The following is a 22,264-nucleotide window of genomic DNA, read 5'->3' as shown; positions in this document are numbered from 1 at the left end:
CTCCTATCTTAAAATGGCTTTGGCCGCTGCCAATTCATCCCTGCCGTGGAGCAATGCCCGTTTCAACGCCAAGCCTTTGTCCAATGTTTCTTGATACTCATTCTCTGGAACCGAATCCCATACTATACCGCCGCCTACTTGATAATATGCCCGCTGACCCTTTATCAATATGGTGCGTATGACGATGTTCATATCCATGTCCCCATCGAAACCGATGTATCCGATAGAGCCGGTATATACGTGGCGGCAGGTGGGCTCCAGCTCATCGATGATCTCCATAGCCCTCACCTTGGGCGCTCCGGTAATAGAACCTCCCGGGAAGGTAGCCATAACACAATCCACGGCATCGCATCCCGGCTTTAGTTCGCCGATTACCGTGGATACAAGATGATGTACCGTGGCATAGGTTTCTACGCGGAATAATTCCGGTACCCTTACGCTGCCGAAACGGCACACTTTGCCCAAATCATTGCGTAATAGATCCACTATCATGACGTTCTCAGCCCGATCCTTTATGCTGTTATACAACCTCCGGCGATTCAGCTCATCCTCATGCTCATCCTTGCCCCTGGGCACAGTGCCTTTTATGGGACGGGTCTCCACTTGCCCATGTCTTATCTGCAAAAAGCGCTCGGGAGAGCTGCATAATATCTTCATATCGCCGTAATCCAGATAAGCGGCAAAAGGCGCGGGGTTTATACTGCGTAGGTATTCGTATATATTCAGCGGATGCCGGTCTATAAGTGTTGTAAACCGCTGGGTCATGTTCATCTGATATATGTCGCCGCAGCGTATGTACTCCCGCGCCTTCTCTATGGCCTTGCAATAATCGGCGTGCGTAAAATTGGATACCGGCTCTACGGCATTGTTTGCATAAGGCTCGTCGAGACGGTCAGTAGGCGCTGGCATGCCATCTATTATGCGCCGCTCCATATGCCGCACCCTCATGCGGGCTATTTCCGAATCATGCTCGGGCAAACCCGCCGATACGGCATAGACCTTGTTTTTTAAATGATCGACGGCGATTATGCCGTCATATAAGCCAAAGATCATATCGGGCAGCTCCAGATCATCCACAGCGTTGCGGGGCAGCCGCTCTATATGGTGGCACAGGTCGTAGGCCAAAAAACCCACTGCTCCGCCTATAAACGGAAGATCTGTACAGTTCTCTACGGAGTATTCCTTTAAGGCATCCTTCAATATGTTGAAAGGATTGTCCATATAATGCATGTGCCTGCCATTATTCCATATGCTTACATTGCTATTTTTCGTGCTTATGCTCATGAAAGGCTCAAAGCCTATGAAGGAATATCGTCCAAGCCTGTTGGGATCCATACCGCTGTCCAAGAAAAAACTATGCCTTTCATGGCGGAATAGCTTATAGATCTCAAAGGCCGAAAGAGACGTGCCGATTTCTTTTATATAAACGCTATTCATAGCGCAACCTCACTAACCCCAGAGCGAAGAATACCCCGGCAAAGGCCAGCAATATGCCTATGGAAGGCCCTAACGCCGCCAACGAGACATTTAAAACCGTGGCATCGGTAAAGCCCCGTATAGCCCAATATTGGGGCATAAATTTTGCGACGGTGTGCATGGCTGGAGAGATCACCTCCACGGGATAAAAGCTGCCGGCCAGCATGCTGGTGGCTATGATGATAAACGCCCCCATTCCCTGCAATTGAGCGGAGGTTTTAACCACGGTGGATAAAAACAGCCCTATACCGGTAACAGCCAGCATAAAAACGGCGATGACCAAAAGTGCTCCCGCTACATTGCCTTGAAGCTCTACCCCCAGAAGCAGCACCCCAAAGCCCAGCAATACGGCCAACTGAACCGCCCCTACGGCGTATGCCCCGGCCAGTTTCCCCGCCATGATGGAAACCTTGCCTGTGGGCGTCGTCAGCAACCTGTCCCATGTACGATACTTCTTCTCATCCAATATATCGGCGGCGGCATAGGTCAGCGTGAACATGACGAACATGACGAGAAATCCGGAAAATGTGCGGTTAATGCCCATCAGCGCTTCATCGGTTTTTGTCTCCTCCAAGCCCACGGTAGTATATTTTACTTGAACGGGAGGGTCGGCCTCAAAACGCTCTTTCATATCGTCAAACACCTGATGCTCTGCGTCCTCATTGCCGGTATATTCCCCGGCTATGGCGGATGCCTCAACCGCCGTGATATGCTGTTGTGTGCGGGTGACCGCTATTTTCATGACGCTCATGCTAATGTTGGACATCTCCAAAGCCACCACATTGGCTTTTTTCGGCTGATCGGTGGTTAACGACGCCTCAAAGCCTTGAGGCAGTATAACGCCCACATTGTAATCCCTCTTTTTTATTCCGGCGCGCAATGTATCCTCATCCACCGGCTTCACCACATAGCGCTCATGACCATCTATCCCCTCGATTATGCTCTTGGAAAGGGTTGAGCCATCCTGATCGGCCACCAATATGGTTATATCGTCCCTTGGCGGTTCATCGCCGCCTTGCCCCGACATAAGCGAGCCGAAGATAAAGCTTAAGGCTATGGGCACCGCTATCATCCATATCAGGCTGCTCTTGTCCTTCCACGCCTGAAGCAACATCAATCTCATTATCTCAACAATCTTTAGTCCTGTAAACACGTTCAGCTCCTCCTTTCTAGTCCAATCGCAGCGTCAGTATGCCTATAGCCAACCCGGCGACCCCTATGGCGGCCAGCACAGCGATAGGAAGGTATATGGCCGATATGGCATCTTGGCTCATAAGGCTTAAAAAGCCTTGCAATGACCAGTAATTTATGGTGCCCTTGCTGGCGGTGAGCATAAAGCCTGAAAATGCATATATGGGGAACATGCTGCCCCCTATGGCGCTCATAATGTTTATGACGGCAGGAGCCAGCCCACCGGCGGCCTTGGACGTGCGCGTTATGGCGGCTATTATCATGGCTACGCCGGTCGCCGCAAATACCGTAGCCGCGGCTACCCCCAGCACAGCCGGTATATTATCGCCCCAGTCGACCCCAAAGACATACGCCGTAAACGCCATCAGTATCAAGGCCTCGATAAAGGCGCTGAGCCATGTGCCCGCCAATTTGGTACTCATTATCTCCCATTTTGGGATACCTGCGCCGTACATGCGCTTTAGGGTATAATTCTCCCTTTCCTGCAGCATGGAAGTGATGCCGGTGGCGGCCATGAACATAGAGAACATGGCCAGCATGGCGGCGGCATAGTATTGCATCGATGTGGGGGTCTTCTTTCCCCCTGTTTGCTGGCTGAAGGCTATGGCGTTTACGTTCTTGCCTTGTACCCCAGCCAGCCTCTCCGCGGTCTGTGCTGCTATCTCCTGAGGATTTACGGCTATTCCCTCTTTGCTCACCATCTTCATTATTGCATCGGTGGCCGAGGTTATCGAAGATATGGCGACGGTATAGCTTTCGACCGCTTGCTGCACTATGCCTCCGCTTATATTTAGATGAGGATTGGCTATTACACGAAGTTCGGTGGCTTTCCCCTCATTAATATTTTTCGTAAAACCCTCGGGTATGATTATGGCCGCAGGGGTTTCGCCTTTAACCGCTGCCACGGCCTCATCTTCCGAAACCTCCTCCACGTCCACTATATCGGCCAAATCCTTTTTGAGCACATCATCCACCAATTTCCTGGCCATCTCGCCTTTGTCATAGTCCACTACGGCTACGGGAAATTTGCTTATACTTGCCCCGAGTTCTGCAAACGATGAACTAAAGGAAAGCCCCAATATGCCCACCAGCGCTATGGGCATGACCAGGTTTATAAGCAGCGCTATCCAATCCCTGGTATATATGCGTATATCCTTCAATAGCATATGTATTGCTCTCATAAATATCACCTCAATCCCTCAACTGACGTCCTGTCAAATGCAGGAAAACCCCCTCGAGATTAGGCTCTTCAACCTTTATCGAGGCTATATCACCACCGGCACCGATCACGGCCGAGATGAGATCGGGCAGGTGGGTCTTGGCATCATGCACCAATATATCTACAGTGTTATCGGTAACCATAATATTTTCGACGTAATCAAAGGCCGATAACCGCTGCTTTATATCGTCGAAAATCAAACCCGTCTCCATTATAACCTTATCGGCGTCGCCTACCATGGCTTTGAGCTCATCCTTGGTGCCTAGGGCGATGACCTTGCCGTAATCCATGATGGCCACCCTATGGCATAGATACTCTACTTCCTCCATATAATGGCTTGTATATATTATGGTCATCCCTTGCTGGTTGAATTGTTTCACCGATTCCAGTATATGATTGCGGGATTGAGGGTCTATGCCCACCGTAGGCTCATCCATGATCAAAAGCCTCGGCCTGTGCATAAGCGCCGCGGCTATATTGATGCGGCGCTTCATGCCTCCTGAATATTTATCTATCCGTTCCTTGGCCCTGTCGGATAAGCCCATGATATCCAGCACCTCTTTCACCCTTTGATCCAGCTCCCTGCCCGAAAGGCCGTACATGCGCCCCCAGAAATAAAGGTTTTCGTTGGCGGTCAGCATAGGATACAAGGCGATGTCCTGGGGCACCACACCCATGACACGCTTCAGAAACATGCTGTCCTTCACCGCACTCTTGCCTTCGAAGAGAATGTCGCCGCCGTCGGGTTTCAACAGACCGCATATCATGGATATAGTAGTCGTTTTACCCGCCCCATTGGGCCCCAGAAGGCCGAATACCTCGCCTTCTTTAACCTCCAGGTTTACATGGTCCACTACAACCTTGTCGCCGAATGATTTGACCAGATCCTTTGTTTGAAGAAACATTTTCCCTTCCTTTCCACTCATTTTTTTATAATCAAGGCAACGTTCTCTCCGCCCGGATATAACGAATTTATGAGTATGCGCTCGGCAGCAATCGTTTTATTTTATATTGTTCTTGTGACATAATTATATGTATCCCTAGCATTTATTTACATGTTATCATAGTTAAGATATGTTATCCGATCTCGTTAGGGGCTTAATAGACGGCTTTCTTAGCTTTGATTGCTTCCTCATAATATTCCCCTATAACTTATTATCGAAAGCAGTGAACACGCTCCCACCGCCTATGCTAGCGCATAGATAGGAGCAACCGCAATTAGCTCAGTATATAAATCACGGATTACTTCAAAGAACTGTGATGAAGGCACATGAAAAGCACACTCACATCGTCAGCACCTCTATTCTGATCCGGCCGACGCCCTATGGCGTTCTTTGGATAAGGCAACAACCGGCTTTTCCGGCTGCTCGGCTTTTATTCTGCCATCCCACCGCTCTATGACGCTATCGGCATTCTTCAATATAGAGGCATCGTGGGTTACCACCAATACGCTGGTTTTGGCTTTTATCTCCTCAAGTACCGCCATGACCTCTTGAGCATTGGCATGATCCAACGATGCCGTAGGTTCATCGGCGAATATAACGGCGGGATCGTTTATGAGTGCCCTGGCTATGGCTATCCTCTGCCTCTGCCCGCCTGACAATTGGAAAGGCTTTTTGTAAGCCACATGCTTCATGCCCAATCTATCCATCAGCAGCAGCGCTTTATTTTTACCGGCGGCGCTGGCGTCGTTTATGCCCACCAGCACATTGTCCAATGCGGTCATGTAGTCAATAAGGAAATGCCTCTGGAAAATGAAGCCGAACTCCTTCTTCCGAAGCCGCGCTCTCTCGACGGCAGACATGGCATCCAGATCCATGCCTTTATAAACCACCGTGCCGGCGGTGGGTTTCTTTAAACCCGATAGGACATACAATAGGGAGCTTTTGCCGCTGCCCGACGGCCCCATCACGCCGATCATCTGGTTTATGTCCAGCGCTATGTTTACATCCCTTAGAGCATAGGTCTCCAATTCTTTGCCCCGATCATATACCATGGTTAGCCCTTTGCCTTCCAATAACATGCTACTCTACCCCCTCGATTATAGATATGGGATCCAACCTGCTCAGCATCCTCCATACCGGAAAAATGCTGAAAAGCATCACGAACAGCGGTATGGAAAATGTCCGCAGCACATATCCCCAATTCCACAGTTCCAAAGGCTGCCCTTGGGGTATGTATACAAACTCATTCAGAAGCAGGCCGCCCAATAACGCCAGCAATATGCCTATGGTAAATCCGGCTATGTTCATACCGCTGATCTCGCTCACAGCCCTGTTTATAACCTGACCGCGGGTATAGCCCATGGCATACAGCAAACCGAATTCATTGTGACGCTGGTAGAAGTATATATATGACAATAAGCCCACCGATATGGACAATACTACGATAAGCATCCCCTCGATTATCATCATGGTGGTGTTTATGCTGTCCAATATCTCGTTTACATCGGCCATCTCTGTATCATAGGACATGACTTTGGCGTCATAGGATGGGATATCGGCAAGATACCGGTTCATGGATTCTAAAGCCTCGCTTTTGGGCAGCACGAGCATACCCGTCTTGTACAGATCCTGATCGGTCAGATTGTGCTCGGCGGCATAGGTTTCCAAAGAGATGAATGAAATCATTGACGGGCCGTCCAGTAAACCCACTACGGTGTATTGGCCGGGCAGCCGTTCGCCTTTATCCACATAGCTGCCTATTTTATCGCCGATCTTCCACCCCTTGTTGGTTGCGATGCGCCAATGCACGGCGATCTCCTTTGTACCGGCAGCCGGCAGCTTGCCGTCCTTTAACGTCAGCCCCAGCTCGGACATGATGCTTTCCCGGTCGTTGCCCTTTACGGCCAATGCCATCGTGGTGCTGCTGCCGCCGAATGTATTGGTGATATCGGTTCCCTGCAATACCATCGGTATGACGCTATCCACCGCCGCATGCCCTTTTATGCCGTCTTGCACCTTTTGCTCCAAAGGCCTCTCTTCCGAGACCGGCAGCACCAATGAAAAATGCTCCATAGGCCTGCTCCACGATGCGTAGAGGGAATAGGACAAGGAACTGACCAGCATATGCATAGTGTACAAAAGGAACACCGCAAGGAATATAGTGATAAACACAGAAAAGAATCATTTTTTATTATTGGCATAATACTTCCATATCGAAAGCGGTTTCATGTATATTCTCCCTTCGTTACCTTATACTGTTTAGCTATATTATATCGTCAACTAGGAGATGATGCAAGACACTTTCCCTGAAAAGCCACATGTAATCTTACATGTTTATATGGTAAATGCTTTACCATCCTCTTTAAGAACAACATTTCCCGAAAGACCAATCTAGCACTGAACCGGTACACCTCCTATCATTTTGATTTATAGAAGCAAACCAACAAAATTTCCAGCAGCATGTCCTCTTATAGTTATATATTCTACATTTATTTTATAATTCCTTCTTTTTTTGAAAATTTTCTTTATCTTTTTACTGCCAATGAGGTTGTCCCAAACGCCTATTGCCCGAAGTATTGAAATTAAAAAAGACCAGCCACACCAAGCATTATGCTTTGATGTAACTGGTCTTTTTTGCCTTGTTTGAAACTGTTCACTCAAGTTTTTTATCAATCTCTAATCGAACGTTTCTTTGGACCGTCCTCTCTCTGCTCTAATTAACTCACTTAGCCGCATCAAGCTTAGTCATCGCATAATCCTCTATGCTGCTGCCTAACACGCCGGTCCCGCCAAGTATTGTCACCCTGGTCTTACCGTCTACATTGTTGTCTATGACTATTATGGTACCGGCTTTTACATCAGACCAAAACGCGTCGTCTGAAAAGCTAAGAACCCCTGGGGTTGTATCGCCAAGATCCCACTTTCTCATGTCCACATCCTGCACTACCAAAAGCTCCACCCATTCGAAATTTTTACCGCTAGTACCTTGGCCAAATTCGTTGATGATGACCTTTTTGCTATCATCGTCCACAGCCCTTGCCACATTATCTTGACCTATGGACATAAAGCTTAACACCATAAGCAGCACTAGTATAAGCGCTATGCCCTTATTCCGATATTTCCCCATTTCAAAAATTACCCCCCATTTCTTTTTATTACACTTTCTTGTGTTTTTGTGAACCTTTAACTAATCGAGTTATCTTCTTATCTAAATGCCCTATCGTAATCATGATACCCTGCAGCTACGTCCTGTCACCATGGCATTTGTGCATAAATAACCTAAGCGTGAAATCTCGGTCGAAATATGGCAACAATAACCAGCAACCGTCAATGGAAATAATGTATGTTCATACTAGGATAGTATAAATCAATAATGTTAAATCCATATTAAGTCAGCGTTAAATGTGCGTTAACTGAGCAGCATGCACAATTGCTTGCGATTAGTCAAACTCTCTGTCAAAAACAAAGCTAACCACACTACAGCATTTTAGAGTAGTAACCTGCTTTATTGCAAACAAGACATCGCTGGAAACATTGTTATTTAACCCTCAAATAGCGCTTATCACAGGTCAGATAAGACTGCGTCTTTTTGTTAGCCTTTTATTCGGGGGCGGTATAACATCCCGATGAGAAAAAACAAACATCATCTTAGCCCTTGGACATAGCATAAGCATATCATTTTAAGTCCATCTATGGTAAAATGTATTATAATTGTTTACTGCTCAGCTTCCAAGCTTTACGGTTCATGTGTTATCAAGCCCATAAGATGGGTGCACAGTAAGCAGCAGTAACAAAGAGTATGCCAAAAGGTGGTATTGTTATGAGAGAAATAGATGCTAGAACTATAACCGATGTGGTTGAAAGCCTGTGCATAGATGCTGCCTGCGATCTCGGCCATGATGTCGAGCAGCTTATATCGGATGCTGCTGAAAAAGAATCGTTGCCGCGAGCCCAATATATATTGAACCAGCTAATCGATAATATAAAACTAGCCCGCGAGCAGCAAATGCCTATATGCCAGGATACCGGTATGGCGGTGGTTTTTGTGGAAATAGGCCAGGACGTGCATATAACCGGCAGCTATATAATCGACGCCATAAACGAAGGGGTAAGACGCGGTTATCGGAAAGGCTATCTGCGAAACTCCGTGGTGAAAGATCCTCTTGAACGCGTGAACACCGGCGACAATACGCCGGCCATAATACATATTGAAATAGTACCCGGTTCGTCTTTATCCATTACCGTCGCCCCCAAGGGATTCGGCAGCGAGAATATGAGCGCTCTTAAGATGCTGAAACCCGCCGACGGCATAGACGGTATAAAGGCGTTCGTGCTGGATACGGTAAAAGCGGCCGGCGGCAATCCATGTCCGCCGGTTATACTCGGTATAGGTATAGGCGGCACTATGGAAAAGGCTGCATATATAGCCAAAAAAGCCTTATTAAGGGAGGCCGGCCGACACAATCCGGATGAATCCGTAGCCTCGCTGGAGCAGGAATTGCTCCATAGCATCAATGCCCTTGGCATCGGTCCGCAGGGGCTAGGCGGAACGGTTACAGCTCTGGCCGTTCACATAGAAACATTCGCCACGCATATAGCAGGACTGCCGGTAGCTATAAATATGCAATGCCATGCTTCCAGACATAAAACCGCTGTTTTATAGGAGAATTGAAAATATGGAAATTAAAAGTATAATGAGCCCGTTGTCAAAAACCGCTATAGATGAGCTTAACGCCGGCGACATGGTCAAAATGACCGGTATAATTTATACGGCCCGCGATGCAGCTCACAAGCGTATGATACAGCTGCTGAATCAGAATATCCCTTTGCCTTTTGATATAGCCGGTCAAACCATATACTATGCCGGACCGTGTCCGCCCAAGCCCGGTCAGGTCATCGGTTCCGCAGGCCCTACAACCAGCAGCCGCGTCGACGTATATACACCGCCGTTGCTGGCGCGCGGGTTAAACGCCATGATAGGCAAGGGCCCCAGAAGCCGCGCCGTAATAGATGCCATGGTAGAATATAAAGCGGTTTATCTGGCCGCCACAGGTGGTGCCGGAGCTTTAATAGCAAGCTGCATAAAGAAAGCCGACATAGTGGCCTTTGAGGATCTTGGACCCGAGGCCATATATCGGCTTGTTGTAGAAGATTTGCCGCTCATAGTCGCCATAGACTGTCGCGGCAGCAGCCTATATTCCTGAGCTATACCATTGATTTTGCTTGTTCAAGCAATATATCTGCTTTATCGGTTTTCTCCCATGGCAGGTCCAAATCGGGACGGCCGAAATGCCCATATGCCGCTACCTGCCTGTATATCGGACGCCGTAGGTCAAGATTCTTTATAATAGCGGCCGGCCTTAGATCAAAGTTGCGCTTGACCAAATCTACCAGGATGTCATCTGCTACTTTGCCTGTACCGAACGTATCCACCAATACTGACACCGGATGAGCCACACCTATGGCATAAGCCAATTGTACCTCGCATTTTTTGGCTAAACCGGCGGCTACTATATTCTTGGCCACATATCGCGCCGCATAATTGGCCGATCGATCCACTTTAGTGGGATCTTTACCTGAAAATGAACCGCCTCCATGCCTACCGTATCCACCGTAAGTATCTACTATTATCTTTCGGCCGGTCAAACCGGAGTCTCCCTGCGGGCCGCCTACCACAAACCGACCTGTGGGATTTATATAATACTTCGTGTTATCGTCAAGCAAATCGGCCGGTATAACAGCCTTTATGACATGTTCTATTATATCCCTTTCTATTGTATCATGATCGACTTCCGGTCCGTGCTGCGTGGATATAACCACCGTATCCACCCTTACCGGTTTATCATCTTGGTACTCAACAGTTACCTGTGACTTACCGTCAGGTCTTATATATGGCAGTATATCGTTTTTGCGCACATACGCTAACCGGCGGGTCAGCTCATGAGCCAGTGCTATGGGCATAGGCATAAGCTCAGGGGTTTCATCACAGGCAAAGCCGAACATCATACCCTGGTCGCCTGCCCCTATAGTTTCATACTCTTCTGTTGAAAGGCCTTTCTTTATCTCCAATGCCTGGTTTACGCCCAACGCTATATCGGGCGACTGTTCATCGATGGATGTTATGACCGCACAGGTATCGCCGTCAAAGCCATACTTTGCTCTGGTATATCCGATTTCTTTTATGGTATTGCGCACTATCTTAGGTATATCGACATAGCAATCGGTAGATATTTCACCCAACACCAAAACCAATCCTGTGGTAACGGCCACCTCGCATGCCACCCTGCCCATAGGGTCCTTGGACATTATATCATCCAGTATGGCGTCGGCTATTTGATCGCAAATTTTATCGGGATGACCCTCAGTGACCGACTCTGAAGTAAAAAATCTTTTGTTCATGCTTTTATTAGTCCTTTCCTTTCTAGACTACGCCAAAGCCCTTTGACACATTACATATGCAATAAAAAACCTCTTCTGAAATGAAGAGGTTTTATTCTATCACATACCCTCATCTTTCAGAAGGAAATACCTCCTGCAGGAATTAGCACCTGACCTGATGGTCGGTTGCTGGGTTTCATCGGGCCCGTCCCTCCACCTCTCTGGATAAAGGCTTTGCCGTATTTAATTTTCATAAATATAGTAACATAATTGGCTTTCATCGTCAATAGGCTAATTCTCATCGCCTACTACCTGTATCTCCAACTCCAATTCCACGCCAAACAGCTCTTTTATACGCTGCCTGACGATGTTTATAAGCTCCAGTACATCCCTTGCCGTAGCATTGCCGCGGTTTATTATAAAGCCGGCATGTTTCTCCGATACCTGGGCATCGCCCACGCGCATACCTTTTAAGCCGGCTTGCTCTATCATCGGACCTACATAACAACCACTTGGCCTTTTGAATACGCTTCCCGCACTCGGGTATTCCAGCGGCTGTTTCGTTCGACGCCTCAGATTCAAATCGTTTATATTATCCATGCACACTCGCGGTTCTCGCGGCTCAAGGCATAGTTTAGCCTCAAGCAGCGTATATCTCCCGTTCCGAAATATGCTGCTGCGATAACCATATTCCAATTCTTCAGATCGAAACCATCTGTCATTCCCGTTTGCATCAATGGCACGGACGGCCTGCACCACATCTTTCATTTCACCGCCGTAAGCACCGGCATTCATGACTAACGCGCCGCCCAATGTACCTGGTATCCCCGCTGCGAATTCCATGCCGCCCAATCCACGTTTGGCCAATGTCTTGCACAGCCTGGACAACAGTATCCCGCTTTGAACGGTCACTAATGTGTTGTCTATATCCACTTTAGCCCACTTATGAGCAATCTGCATGACCATGCCGCGTATGCCGCCGTCCAAAACAAGCAAATCAGTGCCGTTGCCCATAACAAGCAACGGCACCCCATGCTCACCGCATATTCTCAATACGCCGTATATCTCATTTAATTTGTCCGGAGTAACAAATATATCCGCCGGCCCGCCTATCTTAAAAGAGGTATGAGCCTTCATAGGCTCATCCATTTTTATATTTGCCGGATCAATCTCCGTAGATAATAGGCGGTATATTTGTTCCTTGTCCAAAAGTCATAACCCCTCGCTAAATGAAATATTTATCGGTGGCCAGCATAGCCGCACCGATTATGCCGGCATCATTGCCCAATTCGGCCAATTTTATATCAGCAAAATCCAATTCTTTATAGAATATATGCTCCTTTACCCTTTCTGTCAAAGGTTTTAACAAAAAGTCGCCGGCCCCGGATACGCCTCCCCCTATTATTATCATTTCGGGATCGAAAGCGTTTATAATAGATATTATGCCCATAGTAAGATAATATACGTACTCATCGAACACTTCAACAGCCACAGCATCACCTGCTCTGGCCGCATCCTCTATGGTTTTAGCCGTTATTTTTTCCGGATCCCCGTCGGCAAATTTCAATATCAGCGAATCGGGATATTTAAGTACGGCTTCTTTACCTGCCGTTATAAGCGCCGTAGCCGATGCATATTGCTCCCAGCAGCCCCGGTTACCGCATGTACATTGACGGCCGTTTATTTCCACTATCAGATGCCCCAATTCGCTGCCTACATGATGGCTTCCGCTATATATATGTCCGTTTATTATAATGCCACCGCCTAGACCGGTACCCAGCGTCAGCGTGATAGCATTCTTAACGCCTTTGCCCGCGCCATAAACGCTCTCGGCCAATCCGGCCACAGTGGCATCGTTTTCCATATAAATGGGCAAATCAATATATTTTTGCAGTTCACTGCGCAACGGCACATCATGCCATCCGAAATTATTGGCGAATATAACTATGCCGTTAGTATTATCTATGGCACCTGGTGAGCCGATACCTATGCCGCTTATATCATCTATGGCATAACCGCCTTTTTGTATAACCGACAGTATAAGCTTAGCCATATCGGCCGCTATAACTTCAAACGGCCTCTCGCGCCCCGTCGGCATGGTATCCCTCACCAATATCCGCCCACTGTCGTCTATTATGCCGGCAGCCATTTTCGTTCCGCCTAAATCTACACCTACATAGAGCATATACTATAGTTTCCTCCACATCAATCAATAAGTTCAACAACTTTACCTTTTTGTTTTAAGAAATTCAACAGCTTATACACCGACGTGTTTATGACATTATCCTCTGTCATCCCTGCTTTAGTCACTATACCCATTGCATCTGTAAAATTGCCTATATCATAGCATATATGCGCATCGCTTCCCAGTGCTACCTGCCAATTCAATGCCTTAACCCTTCTGGCGATGTTCATGCAATTATCGTAGCTGCCCTTGCGCGCTGTAAATGAGTGATTATTGATCTCCAACAACACATTGTATTGCTTTGCCGCCTCTACTACTTTTTCTATGTCGATAGCAAATACGGGATTGCCAGGGTGCGCTATTATATCTACATATGGGTTTTTCATGGCATTTATCATAGCCTGCGTATTGTACTCCACATCGCCGGGCTGTATTGTCACATCATGAAGGCTGGCTATCACTATATCCAATCCGGCGAGCAAATGATCCGGCAAATCGAGGCGGCCATCACTATCCATGATATTAGCTTCTATACCTTTTAATACTCTAACGCCGGATATATTAGATCTTTATGGTGCTGTACGCATGCCCGCATGCTACCGTATGGGCATGCGTATCCAAAACCAGTTTCAAATCCTACACCTTCTCTTCCTTCATCCCATGCAGTTACATTTGAGCCAGCTTGTTTTTCAGCAAATCTATCTTCTCGACAGTCGATGGATCGACACCATTCAGCAAGGCCAAATATACGCTGGCGTAATCGCCTATATATATAAGCGAAAATATTCTAGCTATATCACTGTTACCTCTGGACCATATTTCAGTAACTCCGCCTTCCACTTGTTTCAAAATCTCTTTTGTTATATCTATGCGTTTTTGTATGCGCGGATGATCGTTTTTGTCCCTGAGCATTATGACTTGGAACCTTTTCAAGAGATCTGCAGGTACTTCTGTACCAACCAGTTCATTGTGATTCCATTCCGGAAATACATTGTAATGAGCAGGCGCTTTGGCATTCTCGCATATCTGCCCTTTCCAACGTTGAGCGACGACTTCGCTGGTACCTACAACACCGTATATAACAGGCAGGTTATTATAAAATTTTCTGGCTAACTGCTTGGACAAATTATCAGCTTCAGCTTTAGACGGATTTAATTCGTTTCTCATAACTTTGAGCAATTCTATAGCTTCGAGTATCTGGGGCTTTACATCATTTTCATCCAATAAGCCTATTTTCGCTAAAGCCATAACAAGCGGAACAAATGAAACCCCTATGGCAGCCCTTGGCTGAAGCCCCGCTGGTATATTTATGACCGAATAGCCGTCGGCTTGAGCCCTTTTTAGCAGCTGACCGCCGGTAGTTATGGCTATAATTTGAGCGCCTTTAGCTTTAGCCGTATCATAAGCTGATAACGTTTCTTCGGTATTGCCGGAATAGCTGGACGTAAACACCAGTGTATCCTCGCCAACATAATTTGGCAATACATAATCCCTATTGACAGCCATTGGTATATTCAATCTGGTGGCAGCAAATACGCGCACCAAATCCCCTCCTATGGCTGATCCGCCCAGGCCGGTTACTATTATATTTTTTATGTAGCTTTTATCGACATTTAACTGCATGCTTTCCGCTATGCTTAGGGCTTGCTCCATTTGTTCCGGCAAACCATATACCGCATCCAACATATTGCTCGGATCGGCCTGTTTTAATGCTTGTACGTCATCGATGTTTATCATTTTTATCTGTCCTCCCTATTGTTTTTGTTCTATAATATTCTCCAAGCGCTGATTGAGCACTTGAGCAGCATGATAGCCGCTGTTTTTAAGGCGAAAGTTCATGGCAGCCACCTCCACTATAATAGCCAGATTTCTGCCCGGCCTTACTGGTATGGTTATCTTAGGCAATGTAACATCCAGGATATCCATACTCTCCTCTACCAGACCCAGCCTGTCATATACCTTATTATTATCCCATATTTCCAAAGCTACGACAAGGTCTATTGACTTTGTACTTATAACGGCGCCGGCCCCATACATGGCACGAATATCTATAATGCCTATACCACGCACCTCCATGAAATGTTTTATGAGATCGGGGGCTTCTCCTATCAACCTGTTATCGGTAACACGCCTTATCTCCACAGCATCATCGGCCACCAGCCTATGCCCGCGCTTAACCAATTCCAACGCCGTTTCGCTTTTACCTATGCCGCTGTCCCCCATCAACAGTATCCCCACGCCATACACATCCACCAGCACGCCATGACGCGTTATCTGCGGCGCTAATACGCTTTCAAGATAATTCATGGTACGATTTATAAACTGCGTAGTACTCTTATGGGTACGAAATAATGGCCTTTTATATGTCTGAGCTATTTCCATAAGCTCGGTCGGTATATCCATGCCGCGCGACACTATAACACATGGTATAGGGTACTTGAAATAATCATTCAAACGTTCGCTTCGAGTTTTAGCGTCTATGCTCATCAGATAGGTCATCTCTACCCTACCTATCACTTGTATGCGTTCATAGGCAAAATAATCGAAGAAACCCGCCAATTGAAGGCCCGGCCTATTAACATCCGATGTGGATATATTTATATATTTGCAGTCGTCTTTATATAAAACCTCCAACTGCAAATCTTCTACCAATGTTTCTATAGGGATAGAGAGCAAATTCATACACCTCTATTATATAATATCACGCATCTATTGTAACACTAAACGCATCGTTTGGAAATAGGTGTTGCAAATTATAAGATTGTATAGTCTTGATAAATATATCCACTAAATCAGGGTCAAAATATGTACCGGCGTTGCGCATAAGGCATTGCACAGCATCAGCGACGCCTCTGCAATCAGGTTCATCCGGCCATCGACCCATGAGCATCATATCGAAACCATTTGCAAGCGCTACTATTCTGGCTTCCAAAGGTATGTCCGTACCCTGCAGGCCATCAGGGTAACCCAAGCCATCCCAGCGCTCATGATGATGCCGTATAATCGGCACTGTATGCGCCAATGACTTTACAGAGCCGACTATATCGGCACCCCATATGACATGGTTCTTGAATATATCATACTCATCATCCGATAAAGGCTGAACTTTGACCAATATAGCGGTAGGAAGGTCTATTTTACCTATATCGTGCAGATATGCACCACACTTTATATCATCTATAAACCGCTGATGCATGTCCAAAGCCCTTGCAAGCATATCGGCATAAGCAATAACCCTTTGCGTGTGCTCATATGTATAATGATCGCGAGAATTCAACATATTTATGAATACCTGCATGACGCCCATGCCTTCCATCTGTACCATACGAACGGGATCGATATTATTATAAATAAGCTTTGCGGCATTCATGTTATCAGCAGCCGATTTTATAATTTGTTCCTTGGTTAAACCGTTCATAGGATAGCCTGCTATCCCTGCATATACGGTTATCACACCACCGGGCATATTGTCCTTGCCATAAAATGGGTAATCTTCTATATCTCTTTTAATACGTGCTATTGTATCTTTTATATGGCCTAAACTGCAATTTGTAAAAATCAATCCGAATTTATCGTCTCCGTATCTGGACACCAACTGCGCATCCCTCGCTCCTTCGGATATAATAACCCCAACTTGAGTTAAAACGGAATTGCCTATGGTATAACCGTAAAGCTCATTGTATCTCCCGAATTCAGCTATATCCAAAAGCGCTACCCACACATTTTCGTAGCGCCTATTATCATTGCTTTCTCCGATATATTTAAGCAGGCTTTCATGGAATACGCGATTGTTATATAAACCAGTCAATTCATCCGTCGTGGCCATTCTAGCCATATTCTCCGAATCCTGTTTTTGGCTCATCGATATATATCCCATTATGAAGGCTAACACAAAGAAGCTGACTATCAACAACATATCCTGCTCTAAATAAGCAAAACGCCTCGATTGTTCAAGCTTGGCCACATCGCAGAATATAACACTTGCCGATGCTATACCGGCCGATATAAAGCCGTATCTCATATCGAATCTGAAAGCATTGGCCATGATTATAAAAATATACGTCAACTTAAATATGCTTGTTTCGGGTTGGCTGGCATATAATATCCACGTTACAATCGCGATGTAAAACAGCAATTCCGCACAATCGGCCAGCCGCGGCTGTTCCCATAACCGCGGCTGATTATTTGTCGAAAACCATTGCCACCATGAAATGGTCATAGTGGCTAATACGATCATTATACGGACCTGTACATATCGTATATCCAGCGCTATAATATCAGATAAAATGCTAGTAACGGCTATGCCTGTAAAGACTGTATACATAACCTTCATAAGTGCTATTATTATGCTTAATTTCGCCTTTTGTACGTCCTTTGTGTTATTCACATTACGGCCCCCATATATAATTGCTATATGCTATGAAAATATTCGTACACCTTTTTAGCTGCCGATATATTCATAGCTTCGACCGATGCCAGCTCTTCCACCCCGGCTCGTTTTATATTTTCTACAGAACCGAAATGTTCCATCAGTGCCTTTCTGCGTTTATCGCCCACGCCGGGGATGTTATCCAATACTGATTGGAGAGCGCTCTTCCCACGTAAGCTCCTATGATAGGAGATGGCAAAGCGATGCGCTTCGTCCCTTATGCGTTGGAGCAGCTGAAGTGCCGGGCTATCCTTGGGCAATACCAGCGGTTCCGGTTTATCCGGTATATATATCTCTTCATTTTCCTTAGCCAAACCTATAATCGGTATATAGTCCAAGCCCAAGCCCGTTAATATCTGTCCGGCGGCATTTAATTGCCCGCGCCCCCCGTCTATAAGTATCAGATCGGGAAACGCAGAAAATTTACCGTTTTCTATATCCAAACCCTTTGCCGCAAGTTCTCTCTTTTCCGCCAAGCCTTTACTGTACCTTCGCTCCACGACCTCAGCCATACTGGCAAAATCGTCGTTTTGAGGCGTACTGATCCTGAACCGGCGATAGTCGCTGTTCTTGGGCCGTCCTCCTTCGGCTACCACCATGGAAGCCACGGTATCGGTGCCTTGAATATGGGATATATCAAAAGCCTCTATGCGCCATGGCATCTGATCTAATCCGAGTATCTCGGCCAATTGTTCAAGAGCTCCTTGCGTACGCTGTTTATCAGCTTTTATCTTTAGACTGAAACGCTCTAATGCTTCCTTGGCATTCTCTTCCGCCATTTCCACAAGTTTGCGCTTCTCTCCTTTTATCGGCACTTTAAGCTGAATCCTTAAGCCTTTTTTATCAGACAACCATTTTTCTATAGTTTGCCCATCTTCGGGCCATACCGGCAACAATACTTCACTAGGTATAAAGTTTATGCCGGAATAAAATTGTTCCATAAATGAAGCCAAGAGCGACGCCGTATCATCATGCCCCGTATCTTCCAATAAGAAGTGCTCCGCTCCTATCATCCTACCCCCGCGAATAAAAAATACCTGAATCATGGAATCCTCATTCTGCTGGAAAACACCTATCACATCCTGATCTATGAGCTCTGTGGACACCACCTTCTGCTTCTCCTGCAAGCTCGATATGGCGTTTATCTTATCGCGCAATACGGCAGCTTTTTCGAAGTTAAGCGCATCTATAGCCTGCTGCATTTGCTCTTTTAATTTATCTATAATACCTTCCTGGCGGCCGTCCAAAAAATCGCATACCTGTCTTATGACATCGGCATACTGTTCGGCAGGTATGTCTTTCTGGCACGGTGCCATGCATTGGCCTATATAATAATCAAGGCATGGTCTCTCTTTCTTTTTGCTGTTCAGATTGCGTTTGCATGTGCGCACAGGAAACAATCCTTTAATAGCCTCTATAGTTTCCTTTACGGCGGCGCTATTCGGATAAGGGCCAAAATAGCGCGCTCCGTCAGGTTCAGTCGAGCGCGCTAACATTATGCGCGGATATGGTTCGTTTACTGTAATCTTTATATAAGGATAATGCTTGTCGTCGCGCAGCGACACGTTATACTTGGGATGATACTCTTTTATAAGGCTGCACTCCAGTACCAGCGCTTCCACCTCGGAATCAGTCAATATATACTCGAAGTCAGCGATATGCGCTATCATTGAGCGTATCCTCGGGGAATGGTTTGTAGAAGAGCGGAAATACTGCCTGACGCGGTTCTTAAGCGACACCGCTTTGCCTATATATATTATCCGTCCATTTTTATCTCTCATTATATAAACACCCGGTTTATCCGGAAGGTCTTTAAGACGTTGCTCCAGATCGGGTATATCATTTATCATTTGTCGACGAGCTTCATCCCTTCACGTAAAGCTTTACGATTCACATCTATCATATGAGCCTTAGAAGGGCCCAGCATCTCCTTAAAACAAAGCTCAACCACATCTACCGGTGCTATACCAGTACAAGCTAAAAATGCACCGAACATTACCATATTGGCTACACGCACGTTACCCAATCGATTGGCTATGTCGTTGGCTGGTATATAATACGCCTTTATATCATCCCTTTTTACTTCGCGATCTATAAGCGAACTATTCACAAACACCGACGCTCCGGACGCTGCTGTTTGCTCGAATTTGTCCAGCGAAGGCCTGTTCATTATTATAAGGTCGGTAGGTGAGGTAACCAGTGGAGAACCTATGAATTCATCAGAAACTATAACATGGCAAAACGCAGTACCACCGCGCATCTCCGGACCATATGACGGATACCATGATACATTCAAGCCGACTTCCATACCGGCATGCGTCAACAATTGCCCTATCGACATGACACCCTGCCCGCCAAAGCCCGCCATTATAACTTCGTGCGTCATCGGTTGATCACTCCCTCGCCGTCCACTTTAAGCTCTCCTAAAGGATAATACGGTATCATATTATCCTGCAACCATTTAAGCGAATCCGCAGGCGTCATGCCCCAGTTTATAGGACATGTGGATAACACCTCTACTATGGAGAAACCTTTATCCTCTATCTGAGTGGTAAAAGCTTTTTTTATACTGCGTTTAGCTCTGGCGATGTTCTTGACATCGTGCACCGATACACGCGCTACGTAGGCCGCTCCCTGCAATGTGGCTAAAAGTTCGCTCACGCGTATAGGATAACCGGCACTACCCGCGTCGCGGCCATGCGGAGATGTGGTGGTAACCTGCCCAAGCAACGATGTCGGTGCCATCTGTCCTCCCGTCATACCGAATATAGCGTTGTTTATAAATATGGTGGTTATTCTCTCGCCCCTAGCGGCGGCATGCACTATCTCAGCCATACCTATGGAAGCCAGATCGCCGTCGCCTTGATAGGTAAATACCACTTTATCCGGCCATACCCTCTTTATACCGGTAGCTACCGCCGGAGCTCTGCCGTGCGCTGCTTCCTGCATATCTATATCAAAATAATCATGTGCCGATACGGCACAACCCACCGGCTCAACCCCTATGGTATTGGCTTGGATGTCCAATTCATCTATAACCTCGGCTACCAACCTGTGTACCAAACCGTGGGTACATCCCGGACAATAATGAAATGGTTTATCGGTGAGCGAACGCGGCCTTTCAAATATAATCGACATTATCGCACCTCCAGTACATCGCATATATAATCCAATATTTCATTGGGAGACGGTATCATGCCGCCCGTGCGGCCGTAGAAATATACCGGTTTTTTCCCGTTTATACCCAATTTTATATCTTCTACCATCTGCCCTGCGCTCATCTCTATAGAGAATACCGCCTTGACATTCGGCATATCGCCTATGGCAGCAACAGCATCATATGGAAACGGCCACAAAGTTATAGGCCTCAGTATTCCGACGCTTATTCCCAATTCCTTGGCCTTTTTCGCCACCGTCCTGGCTATTCTGGCCATAGTGCCGTAAGCCACCAACACTACATCGGAGCCTTCGATATCTATTGATTGATATTGCACTTCGTTTTGTTCAATACGTTTATACTTATCTATGAGTATAAGGTTACGCTGTTCCAATTGCTCCGGTATCATAAACAGCGAATTTATCACATTTCTCGGGCGGCTGCCATCGCATCCGGTGGTTGCCCAATCCTTTGCCGGAAGCTGTCTTTCTATTCGCTTTTTAGGCTCCAATACCACAGGCTCCATCATCTGTCCCAGCATGCCATCGGCCAATATCATCACTGGATTTCTATATTGATCGGCTATATCAAACCCCTCTACTATAAGGTCTATCATCTCCTGTATAGTCGATGGCGCCAGCACTACCAACCTGTAATCGCCATGACCGCCGCCTTTTGTGGCCTGGAAATAATCGGCCTGAGATGGCTGTATGCCGCCTAACCCCGGCCCGCCGCGCATGACGTTGACTATCAGGCATGGCAATTCCGATGCGGCTATATAGGATATGCCCTCCTGCATAAGGCTTATACCCGGGCTGGATGACGATGTCATCACCCTGGCGCCAGCTCCTGCCGCACCGTATACCATATTTATAGCAGCCAATTCGCTTTCGGCCTGTAAAAAGCAGCCTCCGGCCTCTGGCATACGTTTGGAAATATATTCGGCCACCTCATTTTGAGGCGTTATAGGATAGCCAAAAAAATGACGGCAACCAGCCATGATAGCCGCTTCCCCTATAGCCTCGTTTCCTTTAATAAGTACCTTTTGAGCCATAATACTCCACCTTTCTACGAAACCTTTTCTATTCTTATAGCTATATCAGGGCATATCCGGGCACAAAAAGCACAACCCGTACACTTGGTCTCGTCGGTAACACCGGCCGGATTATATCCGCTGGCATTGATTCGATCTTTATTTATAGACACTATACCTTCAGGACATACAGATGTACATAGACCGCATCCCTTACATATATCTTCGAAAAATACTATATGAATCATTTCA

Annotated in this window: 20 protein-coding genes, 1 pseudogene and 1 riboswitch; of the genes and pseudogenes, 2 read left to right on the top strand and 19 right to left on the bottom strand. The window is 46.5% G+C overall.

Going from position 1 to position 22,264, the window contains the following annotated elements:
- Positions 1-3 precede the first annotated feature (3 nt).
- The 7 genes from pabB to JG770_RS03275 all read right to left on the bottom strand — a co-directional run bounded on the left by pabB (position 4) and on the right by JG770_RS03275 (position 7,957).
- Positions 4-1,437: an aminodeoxychorismate synthase component I gene (pabB, locus tag JG770_RS03305; protein ID WP_291955177.1), complete on the bottom strand. Its 1,434-nt coding sequence runs from the start codon at positions 1,435-1,437 to the stop codon at positions 4-6.
- Positions 1,430-2,629, bottom strand: coding sequence for an ABC transporter permease (locus JG770_RS03300; RefSeq protein WP_291955175.1), 1,200 nt, complete (start codon positions 2,627-2,629; stop codon positions 1,430-1,432). The genes pabB and JG770_RS03300 overlap by 8 nt, the downstream gene beginning before the upstream one ends.
- A gap of 16 nt (positions 2,630-2,645) precedes the next feature.
- Positions 2,646-3,848, bottom strand: coding sequence for an ABC transporter permease (locus JG770_RS03295; RefSeq protein ID WP_291955172.1), 1,203 nt, complete (start codon positions 3,846-3,848; stop codon positions 2,646-2,648).
- A gap of 10 nt (positions 3,849-3,858) precedes the next feature.
- A complete protein-coding gene (locus JG770_RS03290; RefSeq protein WP_291955170.1) occupies positions 3,859-4,791 on the bottom strand; it encodes an ABC transporter ATP-binding protein in 933 nt (310 codons plus the stop codon).
- 395 nt (positions 4,792-5,186) lie between these two features.
- Entirely contained in the window at positions 5,187-5,909 is a 723-nt protein-coding gene (locus tag JG770_RS03285; RefSeq protein WP_291955167.1) for an ABC transporter ATP-binding protein, read from the bottom strand.
- A gap of 1 nt (position 5,910) precedes the next feature.
- Entirely contained in the window at positions 5,911-6,903 is a 993-nt protein-coding gene (locus tag JG770_RS03280) for an FtsX-like permease family protein (protein ID WP_291955165.1), read from the bottom strand.
- 649 nt (positions 6,904-7,552) lie between these two features.
- Positions 7,553-7,957, bottom strand: coding sequence for a hypothetical protein (locus JG770_RS03275; protein ID WP_291955163.1), 405 nt, complete (start codon positions 7,955-7,957; stop codon positions 7,553-7,555).
- 693 nt (positions 7,958-8,650) lie between these two features.
- Between JG770_RS03275 and JG770_RS03270 the strand changes: the two genes are divergently transcribed.
- Positions 8,651-9,493 carry a fumarate hydratase gene (locus JG770_RS03270; RefSeq protein ID WP_291955161.1) on the top strand — a complete coding sequence of 281 codons (843 nt, stop codon included), beginning with the start codon at positions 8,651-8,653 and terminating at the stop codon, positions 9,491-9,493.
- 13 nt (positions 9,494-9,506) lie between these two features.
- Positions 9,507-10,034 carry a Fe-S-containing hydro-lyase gene (locus tag JG770_RS03265; protein ID WP_291955158.1) on the top strand — a complete coding sequence of 176 codons (528 nt, stop codon included), beginning with the start codon at positions 9,507-9,509 and terminating at the stop codon, positions 10,032-10,034.
- A gap of 1 nt (position 10,035) precedes the next feature.
- On the opposite strand, the gene metK is transcribed toward JG770_RS03265, so the two are convergent.
- The 12 genes and pseudogenes from metK to JG770_RS03205 form a co-directional block, all read right to left on the bottom strand.
- Positions 10,036-11,229 (bottom strand): methionine adenosyltransferase, encoded by a 1,194-nt coding sequence (metK, locus tag JG770_RS03260; RefSeq protein WP_291955154.1) that lies wholly within the window; start codon positions 11,227-11,229, stop codon positions 10,036-10,038.
- 106 nt (positions 11,230-11,335) lie between these two features.
- A riboswitch (SAM riboswitch) is annotated at positions 11,336-11,440 on the bottom strand.
- 59 nt (positions 11,441-11,499) lie between these two features.
- Positions 11,500-12,417, bottom strand: coding sequence for a UDP-N-acetylmuramate dehydrogenase (gene murB / locus JG770_RS03255; protein WP_291955151.1), 918 nt, complete (start codon positions 12,415-12,417; stop codon positions 11,500-11,502).
- A gap of 16 nt (positions 12,418-12,433) precedes the next feature.
- Entirely contained in the window at positions 12,434-13,393 is a 960-nt protein-coding gene (locus JG770_RS03250; RefSeq protein ID WP_291955148.1) for an ROK family protein, read from the bottom strand.
- Between the two features lie 20 nt (positions 13,394-13,413).
- Positions 13,414-14,026, bottom strand: a pseudogene (locus JG770_RS03245) (phosphatase).
- A gap of 33 nt (positions 14,027-14,059) precedes the next feature.
- Positions 14,060-15,130 carry a bifunctional phosphoglucose/phosphomannose isomerase gene (locus tag JG770_RS03240; RefSeq protein ID WP_291955146.1) on the bottom strand — a complete coding sequence of 357 codons (1,071 nt, stop codon included), beginning with the start codon at positions 15,128-15,130 and terminating at the stop codon, positions 14,060-14,062.
- Between the two features lie 15 nt (positions 15,131-15,145).
- Positions 15,146-16,069 carry an HPr(Ser) kinase/phosphatase gene (hprK, locus tag JG770_RS03235; protein ID WP_363320896.1) on the bottom strand — a complete coding sequence of 308 codons (924 nt, stop codon included), beginning with the start codon at positions 16,067-16,069 and terminating at the stop codon, positions 15,146-15,148.
- Between the two features lie 25 nt (positions 16,070-16,094).
- Positions 16,095-17,780, bottom strand: coding sequence for a diguanylate cyclase (locus JG770_RS03230; RefSeq protein ID WP_291955141.1), 1,686 nt, complete (start codon positions 17,778-17,780; stop codon positions 16,095-16,097).
- A 23-nt stretch (positions 17,781-17,803) separates the two neighbouring features.
- Entirely contained in the window at positions 17,804-19,672 is a 1,869-nt protein-coding gene (uvrC, locus tag JG770_RS03225) for an excinuclease ABC subunit UvrC (RefSeq protein WP_291955138.1), read from the bottom strand.
- A complete protein-coding gene (locus JG770_RS03220) occupies positions 19,669-20,208 on the bottom strand; it encodes a 2-oxoacid:acceptor oxidoreductase family protein (RefSeq protein WP_291955135.1) in 540 nt (179 codons plus the stop codon). Before JG770_RS03220 ends, uvrC begins: the two co-directional genes overlap by 4 nt.
- Entirely contained in the window at positions 20,205-20,960 is a 756-nt protein-coding gene (locus tag JG770_RS03215) for a thiamine pyrophosphate-dependent enzyme (RefSeq protein WP_291955132.1), read from the bottom strand. The genes JG770_RS03220 and JG770_RS03215 overlap by 4 nt, the downstream gene beginning before the upstream one ends.
- Positions 20,960-22,033, bottom strand: a complete 1,074-nt coding sequence (locus JG770_RS03210) for a 3-methyl-2-oxobutanoate dehydrogenase subunit VorB (protein WP_291955129.1) — start codon at positions 22,031-22,033, stop codon at positions 20,960-20,962. Before JG770_RS03210 ends, JG770_RS03215 begins: the two co-directional genes overlap by 1 nt.
- Positions 22,034-22,047: 14 nt before the next feature.
- On the bottom strand, positions 22,048-22,260 hold the full coding sequence (locus tag JG770_RS03205; protein WP_291955126.1) for a 4Fe-4S dicluster domain-containing protein: 213 nt from the start codon (positions 22,258-22,260) through the stop codon (positions 22,048-22,050).
- Between the last annotated feature and the right edge of the window lie 4 nt (positions 22,261-22,264).

This window comes from Mahella sp. (assembly GCF_020054945.1).
Lineage (GTDB): Bacteria > Bacillota > Clostridia > Mahellales > Mahellaceae > Mahella.
This window is presented reverse-complemented; position numbering and strand designations above follow the sequence as displayed.

Excerpts from the sequence above, each read along its gene's own strand:
- pabB (WP_291955177.1), bottom strand. The coding sequence starts at position 1,437 with ATGAATAGCGTTTATATAAAAGAAATCGGCACGTCTCTTTCGGCCTTT.
- JG770_RS03295 (WP_291955172.1), bottom strand. The coding sequence starts at position 3,848 with ATGAGAGCAATACATATGCTATTGAAGGATATACGCATATATACCAGG.
- JG770_RS03290 (WP_291955170.1), bottom strand. The coding sequence starts at position 4,791 with ATGTTTCTTCAAACAAAGGATCTGGTCAAATCATTCGGCGACAAGGTT.
- JG770_RS03285 (WP_291955167.1), bottom strand. The coding sequence starts at position 5,909 with ATGTTATTGGAAGGCAAAGGGCTAACCATGGTATATGATCGGGGCAAA.
- JG770_RS03280 (WP_291955165.1), bottom strand. The coding sequence starts at position 6,903 with ATGGAGCATTTTTCATTGGTGCTGCCGGTCTCGGAAGAGAGGCCTTTG.
- JG770_RS03275 (WP_291955163.1), bottom strand. The coding sequence starts at position 7,957 with ATGGGGAAATATCGGAATAAGGGCATAGCGCTTATACTAGTGCTGCTT.
- JG770_RS03270 (WP_291955161.1), top strand. The coding sequence starts at position 8,651 with ATGAGAGAAATAGATGCTAGAACTATAACCGATGTGGTTGAAAGCCTG.
- JG770_RS03265 (WP_291955158.1), top strand. The coding sequence starts at position 9,507 with ATGGAAATTAAAAGTATAATGAGCCCGTTGTCAAAAACCGCTATAGAT.
- metK (WP_291955154.1), bottom strand. The coding sequence starts at position 11,229 with ATGAACAAAAGATTTTTTACTTCAGAGTCGGTCACTGAGGGTCATCCC.
- JG770_RS03250 (WP_291955148.1), bottom strand. The coding sequence starts at position 13,393 with ATGCTCTATGTAGGTGTAGATTTAGGCGGAACGAAAATGGCTGCCGGC.
- JG770_RS03240 (WP_291955146.1), bottom strand. The coding sequence starts at position 15,130 with ATGATAAACATCGATGACGTACAAGCATTAAAACAGGCCGATCCGAGC.
- uvrC (WP_291955138.1), bottom strand. The coding sequence starts at position 19,672 with ATGATAAATGATATACCCGATCTGGAGCAACGTCTTAAAGACCTTCCG.
- JG770_RS03220 (WP_291955135.1), bottom strand. The coding sequence starts at position 20,208 with ATGACGCACGAAGTTATAATGGCGGGCTTTGGCGGGCAGGGTGTCATG.
- JG770_RS03215 (WP_291955132.1), bottom strand. The coding sequence starts at position 20,960 with ATGTCGATTATATTTGAAAGGCCGCGTTCGCTCACCGATAAACCATTT.
- JG770_RS03210 (WP_291955129.1), bottom strand. The coding sequence starts at position 22,033 with ATGGCTCAAAAGGTACTTATTAAAGGAAACGAGGCTATAGGGGAAGCG.
- JG770_RS03205 (WP_291955126.1), bottom strand. The coding sequence starts at position 22,260 with ATGATTCATATAGTATTTTTCGAAGATATATGTAAGGGATGCGGTCTA.